The organism is Bacillus atrophaeus (genome assembly GCF_001584335.1).
Classification (GTDB): Bacteria; Bacillota; Bacilli; order Bacillales; family Bacillaceae; genus Bacillus; species Bacillus atrophaeus.
Genome location: NZ_LSBB01000020.1, coordinates 717,868 through 737,476 on the forward strand (window position 1 = coordinate 717,868; position 19,609 = coordinate 737,476).

21 protein-coding genes are annotated in these 19,609 nt (G+C 44.2%); all 21 read left to right on the plus strand.

Translation table 11 applies throughout. From position 1 onward, the window contains the following. The first annotated feature begins 8 nt into the window (after positions 1 to 8). Positions 9 to 998: a signal recognition particle-docking protein FtsY gene (ftsY, locus tag AXI57_RS17275; RefSeq protein WP_061670764.1), complete on the plus strand. Its 990-nt coding sequence runs from the start codon at positions 9 to 11 to the stop codon at positions 996 to 998. A 300-nt stretch (positions 999 to 1,298) separates the two neighbouring features. Continuing rightward, positions 1,299 to 1,631 carry a putative DNA-binding protein gene (locus AXI57_RS17280; RefSeq protein WP_003328972.1) on the plus strand — a complete coding sequence of 111 codons (333 nt, stop codon included), beginning with the start codon at positions 1,299 to 1,301 and terminating at the stop codon, positions 1,629 to 1,631. A gap of 13 nt (positions 1,632 to 1,644) precedes the next feature. Next, positions 1,645 to 2,985, plus strand: a complete 1,341-nt coding sequence (gene ffh, locus AXI57_RS17285) for a signal recognition particle protein (RefSeq protein ID WP_003328971.1) — start codon at positions 1,645 to 1,647, stop codon at positions 2,983 to 2,985. Between the two features lie 105 nt (positions 2,986 to 3,090). Continuing rightward, on the plus strand, positions 3,091 to 3,363 hold the full coding sequence (rpsP, locus tag AXI57_RS17290) for a 30S ribosomal protein S16 (RefSeq protein WP_010788590.1): 273 nt from the start codon (positions 3,091 to 3,093) through the stop codon (positions 3,361 to 3,363). Then, the gene (locus AXI57_RS17295; RefSeq protein ID WP_010788591.1) at positions 3,363 to 3,608 is read left to right on the plus strand and encodes a KH domain-containing protein; all 246 of its coding nucleotides are present in this window, start codon (positions 3,363 to 3,365) and stop codon (positions 3,606 to 3,608) included. Before rpsP ends, AXI57_RS17295 begins: the two co-directional genes overlap by 1 nt. 129 nt (positions 3,609 to 3,737) lie before the next feature. Then, complete coding sequence (locus AXI57_RS17300) at positions 3,738 to 4,124, plus strand: YlqD family protein (protein ID WP_003328968.1); 387 nt, start codon at positions 3,738 to 3,740, stop codon at positions 4,122 to 4,124. A gap of 4 nt (positions 4,125 to 4,128) precedes the next feature. Further along, entirely contained in the window at positions 4,129 to 4,653 is a 525-nt protein-coding gene (rimM, locus tag AXI57_RS17305) for a ribosome maturation factor RimM (RefSeq protein WP_061670765.1), read from the plus strand. Continuing rightward, positions 4,650 to 5,381 carry a tRNA (guanosine(37)-N1)-methyltransferase TrmD gene (trmD, locus tag AXI57_RS17310; RefSeq protein WP_003328966.1) on the plus strand — a complete coding sequence of 244 codons (732 nt, stop codon included), beginning with the start codon at positions 4,650 to 4,652 and terminating at the stop codon, positions 5,379 to 5,381. The genes rimM and trmD overlap by 4 nt, the downstream gene beginning before the upstream one ends. Positions 5,382 to 5,518: 137 nt before the next feature. Continuing rightward, entirely contained in the window at positions 5,519 to 5,866 is a 348-nt protein-coding gene (rplS, locus tag AXI57_RS17315) for a 50S ribosomal protein L19 (RefSeq protein WP_003328964.1), read from the plus strand. A gap of 160 nt (positions 5,867 to 6,026) precedes the next feature. Further along, positions 6,027 to 6,872 (plus strand): ribosome biogenesis GTPase YlqF, encoded by an 846-nt coding sequence (gene ylqF / locus AXI57_RS17320; protein ID WP_061670766.1) that lies wholly within the window; start codon positions 6,027 to 6,029, stop codon positions 6,870 to 6,872. Between the two features lie 70 nt (positions 6,873 to 6,942). After that, positions 6,943 to 7,710 carry a ribonuclease HII gene (locus AXI57_RS17325; protein WP_003328962.1) on the plus strand — a complete coding sequence of 256 codons (768 nt, stop codon included), beginning with the start codon at positions 6,943 to 6,945 and terminating at the stop codon, positions 7,708 to 7,710. A 20-nt stretch (positions 7,711 to 7,730) separates the two neighbouring features. Continuing rightward, on the plus strand, positions 7,731 to 9,479 hold the full coding sequence (locus tag AXI57_RS17330; protein WP_061670767.1) for a hypothetical protein: 1,749 nt from the start codon (positions 7,731 to 7,733) through the stop codon (positions 9,477 to 9,479). Then, a complete protein-coding gene (locus tag AXI57_RS17335) occupies positions 9,476 to 9,757 on the plus strand; it encodes a FlhB-like flagellar biosynthesis protein (RefSeq protein ID WP_003328960.1) in 282 nt (93 codons plus the stop codon). The genes AXI57_RS17330 and AXI57_RS17335 overlap by 4 nt, the downstream gene beginning before the upstream one ends. 172 nt (positions 9,758 to 9,929) lie before the next feature. Then, positions 9,930 to 11,087, plus strand: coding sequence for an ADP-forming succinate--CoA ligase subunit beta (sucC, locus tag AXI57_RS17340; protein WP_003328959.1), 1,158 nt, complete (start codon positions 9,930 to 9,932; stop codon positions 11,085 to 11,087). Between the two features lie 28 nt (positions 11,088 to 11,115). Next, complete coding sequence (gene sucD / locus AXI57_RS17345) at positions 11,116 to 12,018, plus strand: succinate--CoA ligase subunit alpha (RefSeq protein WP_003328958.1); 903 nt, start codon at positions 11,116 to 11,118, stop codon at positions 12,016 to 12,018. A gap of 61 nt (positions 12,019 to 12,079) precedes the next feature. After that, the gene (dprA, locus tag AXI57_RS17350; protein WP_061670768.1) at positions 12,080 to 12,979 is read left to right on the plus strand and encodes a DNA-processing protein DprA; all 900 of its coding nucleotides are present in this window, start codon (positions 12,080 to 12,082) and stop codon (positions 12,977 to 12,979) included. A 183-nt stretch (positions 12,980 to 13,162) separates the two neighbouring features. Beyond that, entirely contained in the window at positions 13,163 to 15,238 is a 2,076-nt protein-coding gene (gene topA / locus AXI57_RS17355; protein WP_013390513.1) for a type I DNA topoisomerase, read from the plus strand. A 75-nt stretch (positions 15,239 to 15,313) separates the two neighbouring features. Then, complete coding sequence (gene trmFO, locus AXI57_RS17360) at positions 15,314 to 16,621, plus strand: FADH(2)-oxidizing methylenetetrahydrofolate--tRNA-(uracil(54)-C(5))-methyltransferase TrmFO (protein WP_061670769.1); 1,308 nt, start codon at positions 15,314 to 15,316, stop codon at positions 16,619 to 16,621. A 66-nt stretch (positions 16,622 to 16,687) separates the two neighbouring features. After that, complete coding sequence (gene xerC / locus AXI57_RS17365) at positions 16,688 to 17,602, plus strand: tyrosine recombinase XerC (protein ID WP_010788602.1); 915 nt, start codon at positions 16,688 to 16,690, stop codon at positions 17,600 to 17,602. Between the two features lie 13 nt (positions 17,603 to 17,615). Beyond that, positions 17,616 to 18,161, plus strand: a complete 546-nt coding sequence (gene clpQ, locus AXI57_RS17370; protein WP_003328953.1) for an ATP-dependent protease subunit ClpQ — start codon at positions 17,616 to 17,618, stop codon at positions 18,159 to 18,161. 7 nt (positions 18,162 to 18,168) lie between these two features. Next, on the plus strand, positions 18,169 to 19,581 hold the full coding sequence (gene hslU, locus AXI57_RS17375) for an HslU--HslV peptidase ATPase subunit (protein ID WP_255265367.1): 1,413 nt from the start codon (positions 18,169 to 18,171) through the stop codon (positions 19,579 to 19,581). Positions 19,582 to 19,609: the final 28 nt, after the last annotated feature.

The following is a 19,609-nucleotide window of genomic DNA, read 5'->3' on the forward strand; positions in this document are numbered from 1 at the left end:
GTTGAAAGATGAGCTTTTTTAAAAAATTAAAAGAGAAAATCACAAAACAGACAGACTCCGTATCTGAAAAATTTAAAGAGGGATTGGAGAAAACAAGGAGTTCCTTTCAAGATAAAGTAAATGATCTTGTGTCTCGCTACCGCAAAGTGGATGAAGATTTCTTTGAAGAGCTTGAAGAAGTGCTGATCGGAGCGGATGTAGGCTTTACGACAGTCATGGAACTGATTGATGAGCTGAAAAAAGAAGTCAAACTGAGAAATATCCAAGATCCTCAGGAAGTACAATCTGTTATTTCGGAGAAATTGGTTGAGATTTATAACAGCGGAGATGAGCAGGTTTCTGACTTGAATATTCAAGCAGGACGTTTAAATGTCATTCTTTTAGTTGGTGTAAACGGAGTGGGAAAAACGACAACGATCGGCAAGCTTGCGCATAAGCTGAAAGAAGAAGGCAAATCTGTCGTTCTTGCAGCTGGAGATACGTTCAGAGCTGGAGCTATCGAACAGCTGGAAGTATGGGGAGAACGGACAGGAGTGCCTGTTATTAAGCAGGCTGCCGGGAGCGACCCTGCGGCTGTTATATATGACGCTGTTCACGCTGCGAAAGCGCGGGAAGCCGATGTGCTCATTTGTGATACAGCCGGCCGTCTTCAAAATAAAGTGAACTTGATGAAGGAGCTTGAAAAGGTAAAACGCGTGATTGAAAGGGAGGTACCCGAAGCGCCTCACGAGGTGCTGCTGGCCCTTGACGCAACAACCGGACAAAATGCGATGGCTCAGGCGAAAGAATTCTCAAAAGCAACCAATGTAACAGGAATTGCCTTAACCAAACTCGACGGAACGGCAAAAGGCGGAATTGTTCTTGCGATCCGCAACGAGCTTCATATCCCTGTAAAACTGGTCGGCCTTGGAGAAAAAGTTGATGATCTCCAGCAATTCGATCCGGAATCATACGTATACGGACTCTTTTCAGACTTAGTTGAAAATGCAGATGAATAATCGGAAAAACCGGGGGCTTCCCCGGTTTTTTTATCTTTCACTATAAACTTTAAAGGGAACCATCTCGCAGGAGTAAAAGGTTTTCCCGCAGTCTGATTGTGTGATTTCACTCATGTAAACCTTATAATTTTGCCTTCCTTTACATATATCAGCATCAAGTTCTTTTTTATGAATATGATCAAATCAATTTGTGAAAATAGGCATTTTTCTTTGACAAGATAAAAACTTGACAGTTGATATAAAACCATGTAAACTAAGTTTTCGTAAAGGGATTTGACTTAACAAAGGGGAGAGCTCATGATGTCGCTCGAAAAAACAACGAGAATGAATTATCTGTTTGATTTTTATCAGTCGTTGTTAACGTCCAAACAGAAGAGCTATATGTCGCTTTATTACTTGGACGATTTCTCCCTTGGCGAAATAGCCGAAGAATATGACGTGTCCAGACAAGCCGTTTATGACAATATTAAACGTACAGAAGCAATGCTTGAACAATATGAAGAAAAGCTGCTCCTGCTGAAAAAGTTTCAGGAGCGTAAAGAGATCTTTCATAAGCTGAAGGAGCTCACGTCCGACGTTAAAGAGAAGGAAGACGTTGAAGCTCTTATCGAAGCGCTTGAGAAATTAGATTAGGAGGCGGCAAACAATGGCATTTGAAGGATTAGCCGACCGACTGCAGCAGACGATTTCCAAAATCCGCGGAAAAGGTAAAGTCACCGAACAAGATGTAAAAGAAATGATGCGTGAAGTTCGGCTTGCGCTTCTTGAGGCCGACGTAAACTTTAAAGTGGTTAAGGACTTTGTGAAAAAAGTGAGTGAAAGAGCCGTCGGCCAAGACGTCATGCAAAGCCTGACGCCCGGCCAGCAGGTTATTAAGGTTGTAAAAGAGGAATTAACCGAGCTGATGGGTGGAGAAGAAAGCAAAATCGCCGTAGCGAAGCGGCCGCCTACCGTCATTATGATGGTGGGTCTTCAAGGGGCGGGTAAAACGACAACCACCGGGAAGCTTGCGAATCTGCTCCGTAAAAAGCATAACCGTAAACCGCTTCTGGTTGCCGCTGATATTTACCGTCCCGCTGCGATCAAGCAGCTGGAGACACTCGGTAAACAGCTTGATATGCCTGTTTTTTCTCTTGGCGACCAGGTAAGCCCGGTTGAAATTGCCAAACAGGCCATTGAAAAAGCCAAGGAAGAACATTATGATTATGTCATTTTGGATACCGCGGGCCGTTTGCACATTGACCATGAACTCATGGATGAATTGGCAAATGTAAAAGAAATTGCGAACCCGGAGGAAATCTTCCTTGTCGTCGACTCAATGACTGGTCAAGACGCCGTAAATGTGGCCAAAAGCTTTAACGAACAGCTCGGTTTAACGGGTGTTGTTTTAACGAAGCTTGACGGTGACACGCGCGGAGGGGCAGCCCTTTCCATTCGGGCGGTTACGAATACGCCGATTAAATTTGCCGGCTTAGGAGAAAAGCTTGACGCGCTTGAAGCTTTCCACCCTGAGCGAATGGCATCCCGAATTCTCGGAATGGGCGACGTTCTGACATTAATTGAAAAAGCTCAGGCAAGTGTCGATGAAGACAAAGCAAAAGAGCTGGAACAAAAAATGAGGACGATGAGTTTCACACTCGATGATTTTCTGGAGCAGCTCGGACAGGTTCGCAACATGGGGCCTCTTGATGAGCTTCTGCAAATGATGCCCGGCGCGGGGAAAATGAAGGGCTTAAAGAACATTCAGGTGGATGAAAAGCAGCTGAATCACGTTGAAGCCATCATTAAATCAATGACTGTTCTTGAAAAAGAACAGCCGGATCTCATCAATGCAAGCCGGCGTAAGCGGATTGCAAAAGGGAGCGGGACATCCGTACAGGAAGTCAACCGTCTGCTGAAGCAGTTTGAAGAAATGAAAAAAATGATGAAGCAGATGACCAACATGTCAAAAGGAAAGAAAAAGGGATTTAAATTACCTTTTATGTAATCGGTTATACATGATAAAACCATTGTTAAGAAAAAACACTTTACAAACACTTTTATCATTGTTAATATACTATCTTGTTGAAATATTTTCGGAGGTGCTAGTAAAATGGCAGTAAAAATTCGTTTAAAACGTATGGGATCAAAAAGATCTCCTTTCTATCGTATTGTTGTAGCAGATTCTCGTTCACCACGTGACGGCCGTTTCATCGAAACAGTCGGAACTTACAACCCGGTTGTAAAACCAGCAGAAGTGAAAATTGATGAAGAGCTTGCTCTTAAATGGCTTCAAACTGGAGCTAAACCTTCTGACACAGTTCGTAACTTGTTCTCTAACCAAGGAATCATGGAAAAATTCCACAACGCTAAACAAGGCAAGTAATGACTGATCAACACTTGGAAGATTTGATTGTGACGATTGTGGCTCCGCTTGTTGACCATCCGGAAGACATTCGGGTCATAAGAGAAGAAACTGATCAAAAGATTGCGCTTCGCTTATCTGTTAATAAATCAGATACCGGTAAAATTATCGGAAAGCAAGGCCGGACTGCAAAAGCGATTCGAACAGTTGTGTTTGCAGCTGGCGCTCGATCTTCTAAGAAAGTTCAACTTGAGATATTTGACTAAAGGGAGAGGGCCGGCACCTCCCCTTTTTTTACACGAAAAAATGGGTAAACAGTTAAAAGAGAGACATGATAAATAGGTCAAACCGCTTTTCGTCAGGAAAAATGTTTTGAAAGTAGGGAGCCTGGTGCCATGCAGATTATTCACCGTGTAACCGTCATGCAAGTCTTAACCGAGCACAGTAAAGAGAAGCTTGTGGCCTCTTTTGAAGAAAAAAAACAATCGCTTGAGCGAGAATGCAACCAGCTCTATTTCCAGCTTAGAAAACATGAAAAAGATCATCTTAACCCTGATGTCACAGAACAATTTAAAAAAGCGATAGAAAAAAGGCAAGACAAAATCAAAATGATCGATTTCCAAATCAACCAAGCACACACATTGCCGCTTGGAAGCGAAGTGAAAGAAAAGGAAATCGACGCGCTGTTATCCATTGATGTCGGCGATAACTGGCACGAGAAAACAGCAGCAAATACCATCGTCATTAAAGACGGAGTGGTAATCGAAATTCGCCCGAGGTGATGATATGGCAAAGCGATGGTTTAACGTGGGCAAGATAGTAAATACTCACGGAATTAAAGGCGAAGTGCGGGTCATTTCCAAAACCGATTTTGCCGAAGAGCGGTACAAGCCCGGCAAGACCCTCTATTTGTTTATGAGCGGCAGCAAAGAGCCTGTGCAAGTCACAGTTCAAACGCACCGGCTTCATAAACAATTTCACCTTCTTCAGTTTAAAGAAAGACCTTCCCTGAATGATGTGGAAGAATTAAAGAACGCGGTCATCAAAGTTCCGGAAGAAGACTTAGGGGAGCTTGATGCAGGCGAATATTACTTCCATGAAATTATCGGCTGTGAAGTGTACACAGAAGACGGCGAGAGAATCGGAGTCATCAGGGAGATATTAACTCCCGGAGCAAATGATGTATGGGTTGTCGAGCGAAAAGGCCAAAAAGATGCCCTGATTCCTTACATTGAATCAATTGTAAAGGATATTGACGTGACGGAAAAGAAAATTCAGATTCATTTGATGGAAGGATTAATAGACGAATGAAAATTGATTTTTTAACCCTTTTCCCCGACATGTTTGAAGGAGTGCTGGGTTCCTCTATTTTGCAAAAAGCACAGGAGAAAAACGCCGTTGAATTTGATGTCGTCAATTTCCGCGCCTTTTCTGATAACAAGCATAAAACAGTGGATGACTATCCTTACGGCGGAGGGGCGGGCATGGTTCTGAAGCCTCAGCCCGTGTTTGACGCAGTAGAGGAGCTTACGGCGAAATCAAAAGCTTCTCCCCGCATTATCCTCGTCTGCCCTCAAGGCGAACGCTTTAATCAGAAAAAAGCAGAGGAGCTGGCGGAAGAAGAACATCTGATGTTCATTTGCGGCCATTATGAAGGCTATGATGAGAGAATCAGAGAACATCTTGTGACAGACGAAATATCAATCGGCGATTTCGTGCTGACAGGCGGAGAGCTGCCGGCCATGATGATTGCAGACAGTGTCGTGAGACTGCTGCCGGGAGTGCTTGGGAAAGAAGAATCCCATCTTGAGGATTCCTTCAGCACGGGACTCTTAGAGCACCCTCATTACACAAGGCCCGCAGACTATAATGGCCTTAAGGTCCCTGAGACGCTTCTGTCAGGAAACCATGCGAAGATTAAAGAATGGCGAAAAAAAGAATCGGTGAAAAGAACCTTTTTGCGGCGTCCTGATCTGCTCGAACACTATCCGCTCACAGAGCAAGAAAGAAAATGGATTTCTGAGTGGGAAAAAGAATAGATAGTATTGCACAGACAGTTGAGTTGTGGTAAGATACTACTTGTGGCTTAAGCGGACTTATCTGCCTAAGCTTGAAAACGATGTTCCGCTGTGCCGGTTTTATGGTCAAGAGCATCTGTTGGAAGGAGTTGAAAACGATGCAACAATTAATTCAAGATATCACAAAAGAACAATTGCGCACAGATCTTCCTGCGTTCCGTCCTGGTGACACTTTACGTGTACACGTAAAAGTTGTTGAGGGTAACCGTGAGCGTATCCAGATCTTCGAAGGTGTTGTGATTAAGCGTCGTGGTGGTGGAATCAGCGAAACTTTCACAGTTCGTAAGATTTCTTACGGTGTTGGCGTTGAACGTACATTCCCTGTACACACCCCAAAAATCGCTAAAATCGAAGTTGTACGCTACGGTAAAGTACGTCGTGCTAAGCTTTATTACCTACGTGAACTTCGCGGAAAAGCGGCTCGTATTAAAGAAATCAGACGATAATGATAACGAACGAAAAGAGCTTGTTACTGCTAACAAGCTCTTTTTTTATGACTGCATTTGAAAAAGCCGGACAGGCATCGTAAAATACATAAGAGACAGCCAGAAATGACCCAGAAGAAGAGAGTGTCTTCTTACTAGATAAGGCAGGTGTTAGTGTCACATGACCATTCAGTGGTTTCCAGGCCATATGGCAAAAGCAAGACGGGAAGTAACCGAAAAATTAAAACTGATTGATATTGTATATGAGCTGGTGGACGCCAGAATCCCGATGTCATCAAGAAATCCGATGATTGAAGAAATCTTAAAAAATAAACCGCGCATTATGCTGTTAAATAAAGCCGATAAAGCCGATGCAGCCGTCACAAAGCAATGGAAAGAGCATTTTGAAAAGCAAGGCATTCCGTCACTGTCAATTGATTCAGTGAATGGACAAGGCTTAAACCAAATCGTGCCTTCCTCGAAGGAATTATTGCAGGAGAAAATCGATAAGAGAAAAGCGAAAGGCGTTAAGCCGAGAGCCATCCGGGCTTTAATTATCGGCATCCCAAACGTCGGGAAATCAACGCTCATTAACAGGCTGGCGAAGAAAAATATTGCAAAAACAGGAGATAGGCCGGGTATCACGACATCCCAGCAATGGGTAAAGGTCGGCAAAGAACTGGAGCTGTTAGATACACCGGGGATTTTGTGGCCAAAATTCGAAGACGAACTTGTAGGTCTCAGACTGGCTATAACCGGGGCGATTAAGGACTCTATCATCAACCTGCAGGACGTCGCCGTATTTGGACTGCGTTTCTTGGAAGAACATTATCCGGACCGTCTGAAAGAGCGTTACGGGCTTGAAGAGATACCCGAGGATATTGCGGAGCTGTTTGACGCAATCGGAGAAAAACGCGGCTGCCTGATGAGCGGCGGGCTTATTAACTATGATAAAACCACAGAAGTCATCATCCGGGACATTCGTACAGAGAAGTTCGGCAGGCTGTCTTTCGAACAGCCATCATAAAGGCGCGCAGAGATGCGGGTCTTTATTTTTTCATTGCCGCACCGATACATATAGTAAGGGAGAAGAGAAAGTGAATACATTGACAGTAAAGGACATTAAAGACCGGCTGCAAGAGGTGAAAGACGAACGGGACCCATTTCTTGCCGAGTGCGAAAAAGACCAGAGGAAGAGCGTACAAACGCTCGTAGAACAATGGCTGAAAAAGAATGCGAAGGAAAAAGCATTAAAAGAACAATGGGAGAGTATGACTCATTGTGAACGCCTGGCAAGAAACAAAGGCTTCTGTATAATTGCCGGAATTGACGAAGTAGGCAGAGGGCCGCTGGCGGGACCGGTTGTGGCAAGCGCCGTTATCCTGCCTGCGGAATGTGAAATACTTGGATTGACAGATTCGAAAAAGCTTTCAGAAAAAAAACGCGAAGAATATTATGAACGTATTATGAACGAAGCGCTTGGCGTCGGAATAGGCATTATCGAAGCTTCTGTCATAGATGAAATGAATATATACGAAGCGTCAAAGCTGGCAATGGTCAAAGCAGTCCGTGAACTGTCCGAGGCACCCGATTATCTGCTTGTGGACGCGATGACGCTGCCCCTTGACATACCTCAGTCTTCCATTATTAAAGGGGACGCAAAAAGCGTTTCCATCGCAGCCGGGGCTTGTGTAGCCAAAGTAACCAGAGACAGAATGATGAGCGAGTATGCCAAAACCTACCCGATGTACGGGTTTGAAAAGCACAAAGGCTACGGGACAAAAGAGCATCTGGAAGCACTCGCTGCATATGGGCCGACGGATATTCACCGAAGAACTTTCGCTCCTGTTCAAACTTACTGTTAAGCAAGGGGGGCGCTTTTTAAATGAACATGCGCAACGATATACATACAGCGCTGAGAAGCCTGTTTGCGGGCACAGCCGTTTCGCTGCAGGAGTCAAATCCAACTGAAGAGTCAAGCGGCATTCAGAGGCTTCTTTTAGGGAAAGTGCTCCGTCTCACGGGGGATGAGCATGCGCTGATCCAGGTAGGGGACCAAACCATACAGGGAAAGCTTGAGACAAAGCTTCGCCCACAAGCGTATTATTGGTTTTCTTATGAAAAAAAACCAGCAGAACAAATGGGCCGGCTCCAAGTCGTCCAACGTTTTGAACAAAATCCGGCAACAGTTCAGGAAGCGGCAGGAAAGCTCTTAAGCGCCATTTCAATTAAACCGTCCAATACATCTCTGTTAATGACCAGCGCTATGCTGAAAAGCAATCATCCGATAACAGAAAACGATATCAAAGCAGCTGTTCAATGGATGGAAACTCTGCCGCCCGCAGAAACAAAAAAAGCGATTGAAACCATTTTATTTACCCTTAAGCGTGATCTCCCTGTCCATGAGGGCGTGCTGAACGCCCTTCATGCAGTCAAATCACCAGTTTCAATGAATCAGCAGCTGTCACGGTTACTTCACGCAATCAATCAAGATTCTCAGCCGACAGAAGCGCTGATGAAGTTAAAACAGGCTGTCACGGCGCTTTTTGACGCGGAAAGCGACATACATGCAGAACGTCTGATCCGAATGCTCGGCTCACAAGCTGAAAATGAGGGATTCGGCGGGGAGAAAGCGATGACATCCGTCAATGATACTGAAGGGCATATCAGCGGCCGGCGGTCAGCGCCGGAACAAATACAAGGCACGATAAAGCTCAATACCATTTCTGAAAGCATGCCGCAGCTAAAGGGCATGCAAAGTGCCGGGGGAAAAGAGGATATACCTGAAATCCCGCGGCTGCTCCTTGAAAAAATGTCTGTTCAAGCTGAAAAAAACGGCAGCCATGTGCTAAAAGAAGCGGCGGCTTGGATTAAGGCGGTGCTTTCACAGGAAAATACGAAAACAGGAACCGTGCCGTCTGTTATGCAAGCGGCGCAAGTCACAGATCAAGAAGCCGACGTTTTCATTGAGGCGGTGAAACAAGCGGAACCAAGCTTGTCCAGCAAAATAGATGTTCTTTCCTTCTTGTCAAAAATCAGACAGGGACTGGGCGCGCGTGACGAATTGGCTTTTATTAAAGCATTTGAACAAGGGGCAGACATCCAGCGTGATGAACTCCAATCTTTAAAACTGACGCTCCATGCCGCACGAACGTCCAATGAGCTTTCTGAGCCTGTCAAGAGGGAGGCTGATCAGCTTTTTCATAAATTAAACGGACAGCTCTTCATCCAGCAGGATCACCCGTCCTACAGCCAGATTGTCATGTCATTTCCGATGTTTTCAAAAAACAGTGTCCAGGATATGACCGTTCTTTTTAAAGGACAGAAAGAACCCGACGGAAAGCTAGATCCTTCTCATTGCCGGCTCCTTTTTTTACTGAATCTTGAATCATTAAAAGAGACTGTTGTTGATTGCTTTGTTCAGCAAAATGTTATGACAATCTCGATAGAAACCGAATTTGATCTGCAGTCTGCGATTGATCCAATGGTGCCAGCTTTGAAACAATCCCTGAAAGAAATGGGATACAGCCTGTCAGGTGTTGTGGCGAAAAAAAAGGTTCACTCAGCAGCAGACATTCACATCGAACGATATATAACGAACAGCAGCGAACAAGAACTGGATGTGAGAATATGAAAGAACAGACGCCGTTAAGAAAAGCCGTAGCTCTGCATTATGACGAGCAGAAGGATAAAGCGCCGAAGGTTATAGCGACAGGCAGAGGACACATTGCGGAAAACATTATAGCAGAAGCGAAAAAAGCAGGGGTACCGATTCAGGAAGATCGGACCCTTGTCGAATTAATGCGACATTTGACAGTGGATGATCAGATTCCGGAAGCGCTTTATGAAACTGTAGCCGAAATATTTTCTTTTGTTTACAAGCTGGATGAAAGTGTAAAAAATAAAAAGTAACCAGAATATTCCCCATACTCCATTTAAATTTATATTTTCAGTAAAATAAAAGTTTGAATGTTTAGAAGGATTTTACGATTTTTCATCGAACTCTAGACAATCCTTCCAGTATTATATAGAATGAAAGCGCAGTCTATTTTTAGTTTTGTTACATAAGTTAGGAGGATGGGAAATGAATATCCATGAATACCAGGGAAAAGAAGTCCTCAGAAAATACGGAGTGTCTGTTCCTGAAGGTAAAGTGGCTTTTACAGCAGAAGAAGCAGTTGAAAGAGCGGAGGGCTTATCAAGCTCGGTTTATGTCGTAAAGGCGCAAATTCATGCTGGCGGTCGAGGCAAAGCTGGCGGGGTAAAGATTGCGAAATCAAAAGAAGAAGTAAAAGCGTATGCCGAGGAGCTGTTAGGGAAGACGCTCGTTACGCATCAAACAGGTCCGGACGGCCAAGTAATAAAACGCTTACTTATTGAAGAAGGATGCGACATTAAGAAGGAATACTATGTCGGTCTCGTGCTTGACCGCGCTACTTCAAGAATCGTACTGATGGCGTCTGAAGAAGGCGGAACGGAGATTGAAGAAGTAGCAGAGAAAACACCGGAAAAAATCAAGAAAGTCGTTATTGATCCGGCTGTGGGACTGCAAGGCTATCAAGCGAGAAAAATCGCATTTTCTATTAATATACCAAAGGAGCTTGTCGGACAAGCTGCTAAATTTATGCTGGGGTTATATAAAGCATTTGTAGAGAAAGACTGTTCAATTGCTGAAATTAATCCGCTTGTTGTGACAGGCGACGGAAAAGTAATGGCGCTTGATGCGAAATTAAACTTTGACAGCAATGCACTATATAGACAAAAAGATATTATGGAATATAGAGATTTGGACGAAGAGGATCCAAAGGAAATTGAAGCTTCTAAATACGATTTAAGCTACATTTCTCTGGATGGAAATATCGGCTGCATGGTAAACGGCGCCGGCCTTGCGATGTCCACAATGGATATTATTAAACATTACGGCGGAGATCCTGCCAACTTCCTTGACGTGGGAGGCGGCGCAACTGCTGAAAAAGTAACGGAAGCATTCAAAATTATTCTTTCCGACCAAAATGTAAAAGGAATTTTTGTCAACATTTTCGGAGGCATTATGAAATGTGACGTCATTGCGGAAGGGGTTGTTGAAGCGACGAAACAAGTCGGTTTAACATTGCCGCTTGTCGTCCGTCTTGAAGGCACAAACGTAGATCTAGGGAAGAAAATCCTTAGTGAATCAGGTTTGAATATTACATCTGCGGAGTCTATGGCTGACGGGGCGCAGAAAATCGTATCTTTAGTATAGGAAAGCATGAAAGGCAGGGGACCAAATAATGAGTGTATTTGTAAATAAAGATACAAGAGTTATTGTACAAGGGATTACAGGTTCTACCGCTTTGTTTCATACGAAGCAAATGCTTGAATACGGAACAAACATTGTAGGCGGCGTAACACCTGGAAAAGGCGGAACTGAAGCAGAAGGAGTGCCTGTGTTTAATACAGTGGCTGATGCTGTCCATACGACCGGTGCCAACGCATCTGTTATTTATGTGCCTGCGGCGTTCGCTGCTGATGCAATCATGGAAGCCGTTGATGCTGAGCTTGATCTTGTCATTTGTATTACCGAGCATATTCCGGTATTAGATATGGTGAAAGTGAAACGCTTTATGGAAGGAAAGAAAACAAGATTAATAGGACCAAACTGTCCGGGCGTCATTACACCTGAAGAATGTAAAATCGGCATCATGCCTGGATATATCCATAAAAAAGGCCATGTAGGCGTTGTCTCTCGCTCTGGAACATTAACATATGAAGCGGTTCATCAGCTTTCAGAAGCGGGTGTAGGACAGTCTACAGCTGTCGGAATCGGGGGCGACCCGGTTAATGGAACGAATTTCATTGATGTCTTAAAAGCGTTTAACGAAGACCCTGAGACCCACGCTGTGATTATGATCGGCGAAATCGGCGGAACAGCTGAAGAGGAAGCGGCAGAATGGGTAAAAGCTAATATGACTAAACCTGTTGTCGGATTTATCGGCGGAAAAACCGCACCTCCGGGAAAACGCATGGGACATGCCGGCGCGATCATTTCCGGCGGAAAAGGAACAGCGGATGAAAAGATTAAAACGCTGAATGCCTGCGGAATCGAAGTTGCGGAAACACCTTCCGTGATGGGAGAAACGCTCATTAAGGTTCTAAAAGAAAAAGGTTTATTTGAAACTTGTAAAACTCACTAATAACAAAAGGAACAGCTGTTAAGGCTGTTCCTGCTTTTTATGCCAAAAGGAGGTTGTTGGTTTGGATCAGGCGTCTGCCTGTTTACTCATTTGCAGCATTAACCGTTTATTATCCCCGTCTCTTCTATTAAAATGGTGGAAGGCTGATCCGTCTCTTTCTTTTAAGACTGATCCGCATCCAATTCACACCATCACTTCCGGTAAAATAAAAGCCGCCGCACTTAAAACTCAAATAGAGAAAGAATATGATAAGCTTCAAGAACAGCTGTCTGACTATCAACGGCGAGGTATCAAAGTCATTCCGATCACTTCACATCAATACTCGTCATGGCTGAAAACGATCTATGATCCGCCTCCCGTTTTGTTTGCCAAAGGGAATGAGAACCTGCTCATAAAAGGCAGGAAAATTGGAGTGGTAGGTACGCGAAACCCTACCGCATATGGCAAAAAAGCAGTTTTTCATCTTACAAAAGAGCTTGCAGGAAACCAGTGGATCATTGTCAGCGGACTCGCGGCCGGAATAGACGGTTTGTCCCATAGAGCCTGCATCAGGGCAAAAGGGTATACAATCGGTGTCATAGCAGGCGGTTTTCATCATATATATCCCCGAGAAAATCAGCAGTTAGCAGAATACATGGCGAAGTATCATCTGCTGCTGTCAGAACATCCACCGGACACAAAACCCCAAAAATGGCATTTTCCCATGAGAAACCGTTTAATAAGCGGATTGTCCGAAGGCATAGTGGTAGTGCAAGGCAAAGAAAAAAGCGGTTCGTTAATCACTGCCTATCAAGCGCTTGACCAGGGCAGGGAGGTGTTTGCCGTGCCCGGTTCTATATTTGATCCATACTCCGGAGGACCTATAAAACTTATTCAAGAAGGGGCAAAATCTGTACAGTCCGCTGAGGATATTTACAGTGAGTTATCGGAGGGAAACGTTCAATATACGGAACCCTTTTAGAAATATCGTTTGACAAACCGTATTGTAATATTTAATAATAGTGAGGATTTAAAGTTGCATATTGTTTTTCATGTTTAAAATGACGTTCACGATAAAGAATGAAATATTGAAAGCCATATAAAGGTAGCTTCAAAAATGAAATATACTTGAAAAGAGAGAGAACACCTCTTGAGGGGGATGAAAATGTCTGATTATCTAGTCATCGTAGAATCGCCCGCTAAGGCGAAAACGATTGAACGTTATTTAGGTAAGAAATACAAAGTCAAAGCTTCAATGGGACATGTCCGGGATCTGCCTAAAAGCCAAATGGGCGTTGACATAGAACAAAACTTTGAACCCAAATATATAACGATACGAGGAAAAGGGCCTGTTTTAAAAGAATTAAAAACGGCTGCCAAAAAAGCTAAGAAAGTCTATCTCGCGGCTGACCCCGACAGAGAAGGGGAAGCGATTGCATGGCATCTCGCCCACAGTCTTGATCTGGACCTCAACTCCGACTGCCGGGTAGTTTTTAACGAGATCACCAAGGACGCTATTAAGGAGTCATTTAAGCATCCCCGGATGATTAATATGGACCTTGTTGATGCTCAGCAGGCGAGAAGAATTCTAGACAGGTTGGTCGGATACAAAATCAGCCCGATTTTATGGAAAAAAGTCAAAAAAGGACTCAGTGCGGGCCGGGTGCAATCCGTTGCACTTCGTTTAATCATTGACCGTGAAAAAGAAATCAATGAATTTAAGCCGGAAGAATATTGGACGATTGACGGCTCTTTCTTAAAGGGGCAAGAAACATTTGAAGCAAGCTTTTTCGGTAAAGGCGGCAAAAAGCTTCCTCTGAAAAGCGAAGCCGACGTGAAAGAAATTCTTTCTCAGCTTAAAGGCAACAAATATACAGTTGAGAAAGTGACCAAAAAGGAACGGAAGCGCAATCCTGCCCTGCCATTTACTACTTCCACCCTACAGCAGGAAGCAGCGCGCAAACTCAATTTCAGAGCTAAGAAAACGATGATGATTGCACAGCAATTATATGAAGGAATTGATCTTGGCAAAGAAGGAACGGTCGGGCTGATTACGTATATGAGAACGGATTCAACCCGTATCTCTAACACAGCCGTGGAAGAAGCGGCAGCCTTTATTGACCAGACTTATGGAAAAGAGTTTTTAGGCGGAAAGCGCAAACCGGCGAAAAAGAATGAAAATGCGCAGGATGCCCACGAAGCAATCCGGCCCACTTCTATTCTCCGGAAGCCGAATGAATTAAAAACGGTTCTCGGCAGAGATCAGCTCAGACTGTATAAATTAATCTGGGAACGATTTGTCGCCAGTCAAATGGCATCTGCCGTATTGGATACAATGAGCGTTGATCTAGAAAACAACGGATTGACATTTCGGGCAACCGGAAGTAAAGTCAAGTTTTCCGGGTTTATGAAGGTCTATGTAGAAGGAAAAGACGATCAGCTTGAAGAAAAAGACCGCATGCTGCCTGACTTACAGGAAGGGGACACGGTCTTATCTAAAGATATCGAACCCGAACAGCATTTTACTCAGCCGCCTCCTCGGTACACTGAGGCCCGCTTAGTCAAAACGCTTGAAGAATTAGGCATCGGCCGTCCGTCAACTTACGCTCCGACGCTTGACACAATCCAGCGGCGCGGTTATGTCGGATTGGATAACAAACGGTTTGTGCCGACTGAACTTGGGCAGATTGTTCTTGAGCTCATCATGGAATTTTTCCCTGAAATCATAAACGTAGAGTTTACGGCGAGAATGGAACAAGACCTCGATAATGTTGAAGACGGCAACACCGAGTGGGTGCAAATCATTGACCGCTTCTATACCGACTTTGAAAAACGGGTTAAAAAAGCAGAAGCTGAAATGAAAGAAGTTGAGATTGAGCCCGAATATGCCGGCGAAGATTGTGAACTATGCTCTTCACCTATGGTATATAAAATGGGCCGCTATGGTAAATTTTTAGCCTGCTCAAACTTCCCTGACTGCCGAAACACAAAACCGATTGTTAAACAAATCGGAGTGAAGTGTCCCAAGTGCGAAGAAGGAAATATTGTTGAACGAAAATCGAAAAAGAAACGGGTTTTTTACGGCTGTGACCGTTATCCACAATGCGACTTTGTATCATGGGATAAACCAATTGAACGAAAATGTCCGAAATGCGGAAAAATGCTTGTTGAGAAAAAACTCAAAAAAGGCATACAAGTTCAATGCGTGGAATGCGATTATAAGGAAGAACCACAAAAGTAGCGGTGAGCAGGTCTTGCTCACCTTCTTTGTGTGTTAAAAGAAGAACTTGAATAATAAACTAGGAGATGTGATAAGATGAACCAACATACAGTAAACGTCATAGGGGCGGGGCTTGCCGGAAGTGAAGCGGCATGGCAGCTGGCTAAGCGCGGCATCCAGGTGAAACTATATGAAATGCGTCCGGTGAAACAAACGGCTGCACACCATACAGATAAATTTGCAGAGCTGGTGTGCAGCAACTCTTTACGCTCCAATACGCTGGCTAATGCTGTCGGTGTGTTAAAAGAAGAAATGAGGGCGCTCGATTCAGCGATTATCGCTGCGGCCGATGAGTGTTCTGTACCAGCCGGCGGCGCTCTAGCCGTGGACCGTCATGAATTCGCGGCAAGCGTAACAAATCGGGTGAAAAACCATCCGAACGTGACGGTAATGAATGAAGAAGTAACTGAAATACCTGCAGGACCTACTATTATTGCGACAGGGCCGTTAACTTCTGAAGCACTGTCCACCCAATTGAAAGAGCTTACGGGCGAGGAGTATTTATACTTTTACGATGCGGCTGCGCCTATTCTTGAAAAAGACAGCCTTGATATGGATAAGGTGTATCTTAAATCCCGCTATGACAAAGGGGAAGCGGCCTATTTAAACTGCCCGATGACAGAGGAAGAGTTTGACCGTTTCTATGAAGCTTTGACGACGGCAGAGACCGTTCCATTGAAAGAGTTTGAAAAAGAGATTTTCTTTGAAGGATGCATGCCGATAGAAGTAATGGCCAAAAGAGGCAAAAAAACGATGCTGTTCGGACCGATGAAACCGGTCGGACTGGAGCACCCGGAAACAGGAAAACGCCCTTACGCAGTTGTTCAGCTCAGACAGGATGATGCAGCAGGCACTCTTTACAATATTGTAGGATTTCAGACACATTTAAAATGGGGCGACCAAAAGGAAGTGCTGAAATTAATCCCGGGACTTGAAAATGTGGAAATCGTCAGATACGGCGTAATGCACAGAAATACATTCATTAACTCACCGAGCCTCCTAGAGCCTACCTATCAGTTTAAGAACCGCAGCGATTTATTCTTCGCGGGCCAGATGACTGGTGTAGAAGGCTATGTCGAATCAGCGGCATCAGGTCTTGTGGCCGGCATTAATGCTGCAAAACTCGTTTTGGAACAGGAACTTGTGACATTCCCGCAGGAAACAGCGATCGGCAGTATGGCACACTATATTACAACGACCAACCAGAAGAACTTCCAGCCGATGAATGCAAATTTTGGGCTTTTAAAAGAATTGCCTGTTAGAATTAAAAATAAGAAAGAACGCAATGAAGAGTATGCAAAACGGGCAATCGAGACTATTCAAACTATTTCGAAAACGATATAGGTATTCGTTGCAACTTGAACGCGTTATGTGATACCATTTAAAAGCCCTTCCTGGGGAGGTATTATCATGGAAAATGTTAAGAATTTTTTAAAGTTATTCGTTGAATATTTACAAATCGAAAAAAATTATTCACAATATACTATTGTGAATTATGTTGATTCAATTGAAGAATTTGAGACATTCTTGCGTGTTCAAAGAATAAATGGATTTGAAGAAGCTGCTTATCATGATACAAGGATTTTTTTGACAGAAGCCTATGAAAAAGGATTATCAAGAAGAACGATCAGCAAAAAAATCTCGGCTCTGAGAAGCTTTTACAAATTTTTAATGAGAGAAAAGCTTGTTGAGGAAAATCCGTTTCAGCTTGTCCATCTGCCGAAACAAGAGAAACGGATACCGAAATTTCTTTATCAAAAAGAGCTTGAAGAGCTATTTGCGGTTTCAGACACAAGCCTGCCGACCGGCCAGCGGGACCAGGCATTATTAGAGCTCCTCTATGCGACTGGTATGAGGGTCAGTGAATGCAGCTCCTTAACTGTGGACGGAGTTGATTTATTTATGGACACAGTTCTCGTTCACGGAAAAGGGAAAAAGCAGCGTTATATTCCCTTTGGGTCTTATGCCCATGAAGCGCTGGAGCTATATGTAAACAGCGGAAGGCAGCGCTTGCTTGAAAAGGCGAAGGAATCTCATGATGTTTTATTTGTGAATCAAAGAGGCGGGCCGCTTACAGTCCGCGGTGTCAGATATATTTTAAGCGGGCTTGTGAAAAAGGCGTCCGGCACTTTACATATACATCCGCATATGCTTCGTCATACATTTGCCACGCATCTGTTAAATGAAGGCGCAGATTTAAGAAGCGTCCAAGAGTTACTCGGGCACTCCAACCTGTCGTCAACACAGATATATACGCATGTATCGAAGGAAATGTTGAGAAACACATATATGTCTCACCACCCAAGAGCTTTTAAGGAAAAATAAAGGAGGCCCTCTAATGTCATCTTTTCATGCGACTACGATATTTGCCGTACAGCACAATGGAAAAAGCGCAATGTCCGGTGACGGACAGGTTACATTTGGTCAGGCCGTTGTCATGAAACATACGGCGAGAAAAGTAAGGAAGCTGTTCAACGGCAAGGTTCTTGCAGGTTTTGCGGGATCTGTTGCAGACGCTTTCACCCTCTTTGAAATGTTTGAGGCAAAGCTTGAGGAATACAATGGGAATCTGAAACGCGCTTCCGTGGAGCTTGCAAAAGAATGGCGCAGTGATAAAGTTCTTCGCAAACTGGAGGCCATGCTGATTGTGATGAATCAAGATACCCTGCTTCTTGTATCTGGAACAGGTGAAGTGATTGAGCCGGATGACGGTATTTTGGCGATCGGTTCCGGCGGTAATTACGCTCTTGCCGCGGGAAGAGCATTGAAAAAGCATGCGGGCGAAAGCCTGTCTGCAAGAGAGATTGCTCAGGCAGCACTAGAAACTGCGGGCGAGATTTGTGTGTATACGAACGATCAAATCATACTGGAAGAACTTGAATAGAAAGGACTTGAAGCGCATGGAAAAAAAACCGTTAACACCAAGACAAATTGTAGATCGGTTAGATCAGTACATTGTCGGACAGCATGATGCAAAAAAAGCTGTCGCCGTGGCATTAAGAAACCGCTATAGACGAAGTCTTCTGGATGAAAAGCTGAAAGATGAGATCGTACCCAAGAACATTTTGATGATGGGGCCTACCGGAGTGGGGAAAACAGAGATCGCCAGACGAATCGCAAAGCTCGTCGGTGCGCCATTTATAAAAATTGAAGCAACAAAATTTACTGAAGTCGGCTATGTAGGCAGAGATGTAGAGTCAATGGTCAGAGACCTTGTTGAAACGTCCGTCCGGCTTATAAAAGAAGAAAAAATCAACGACGTGAAAGACCAGGCTGAAGAAAATGCCAATAAGCGCATCGTCAGTCTGCTGGTTCCCGGAAAGAAAAAGCAATCCGGCGTGAAAAATCCGTTTGAGATGCTCTTTGGCGGCAATCAGCCAAATGGGGACGAGGAGAGCGACAGCCAGGAAGAAGCAAGCATTGAAGAAAAGAGAAAACGCATGGCGCATCAGCTGGCAATGGGAGAGCTTGAAGACCACTACATCACTGTAGAAGTCGAAGAGCAGCAGCCATCCATGTTTGATATGCTGCAAGGCTCGGGTATGGAGCAAATGGGCATGAATATGCAGGATGCCCTTAGCAGCATGATGCCGAAGAAAAAGAAACGCCGCAAAATGACAGTCAGAGAAGCAAGAAAAGTCCTGACAAATGAAGAAGCAAGCAAACTGATTGATATGGATGAGGTCGGCCAGGAAGCAGTGCTGAGAGCTGAACAGGGCGGAATCATCTTTATTGATGAAATTGATAAAATTGCGAAAAACGGAGGAGCTTCATCTTCTGCTGATGTATCAAGAGAAGGCGTTCAGCGGGATATCCTTCCAATTGTCGAAGGCTCTACAGTTGTCACAAAGTACGGTTCAGTGAAAACCGATCATGTCTTGTTTATTGCAGCAGGAGCGTTCCATATGGCGAAACCGTCTGACTTGATCCCTGAGCTGCAGGGGCGTTTTCCGATTCGTGTAGAATTGAGCAAGCTTACTGTAGACGATTTCGTGAAAATTTTGGTTGAACCTGATAACGCCCTTCTGAAACAATATCAAGCTTTATTGCAAACAGAAGGTATATCTCTTGAATTTTCTGACGAAGCTATTCGTAAGATTGCCGAGGTAGCTTATCATGTTAACCAGGACACGGATAATATCGGTGCAAGGAGGCTTCACACGATTCTTGAGCGTCTTTTGGAAGAGCTCTCGTTTGAAGCGCCTGATGTAACGATGGAAAAGATTACAATCACCCCGCAATATGTTGAAGATAAACTCGGCACCATTGCAAATAACAAAGACTTAAGTCAATTTATATTGTGAAAATTTAATAAGAGGAATTTTAGGAGGA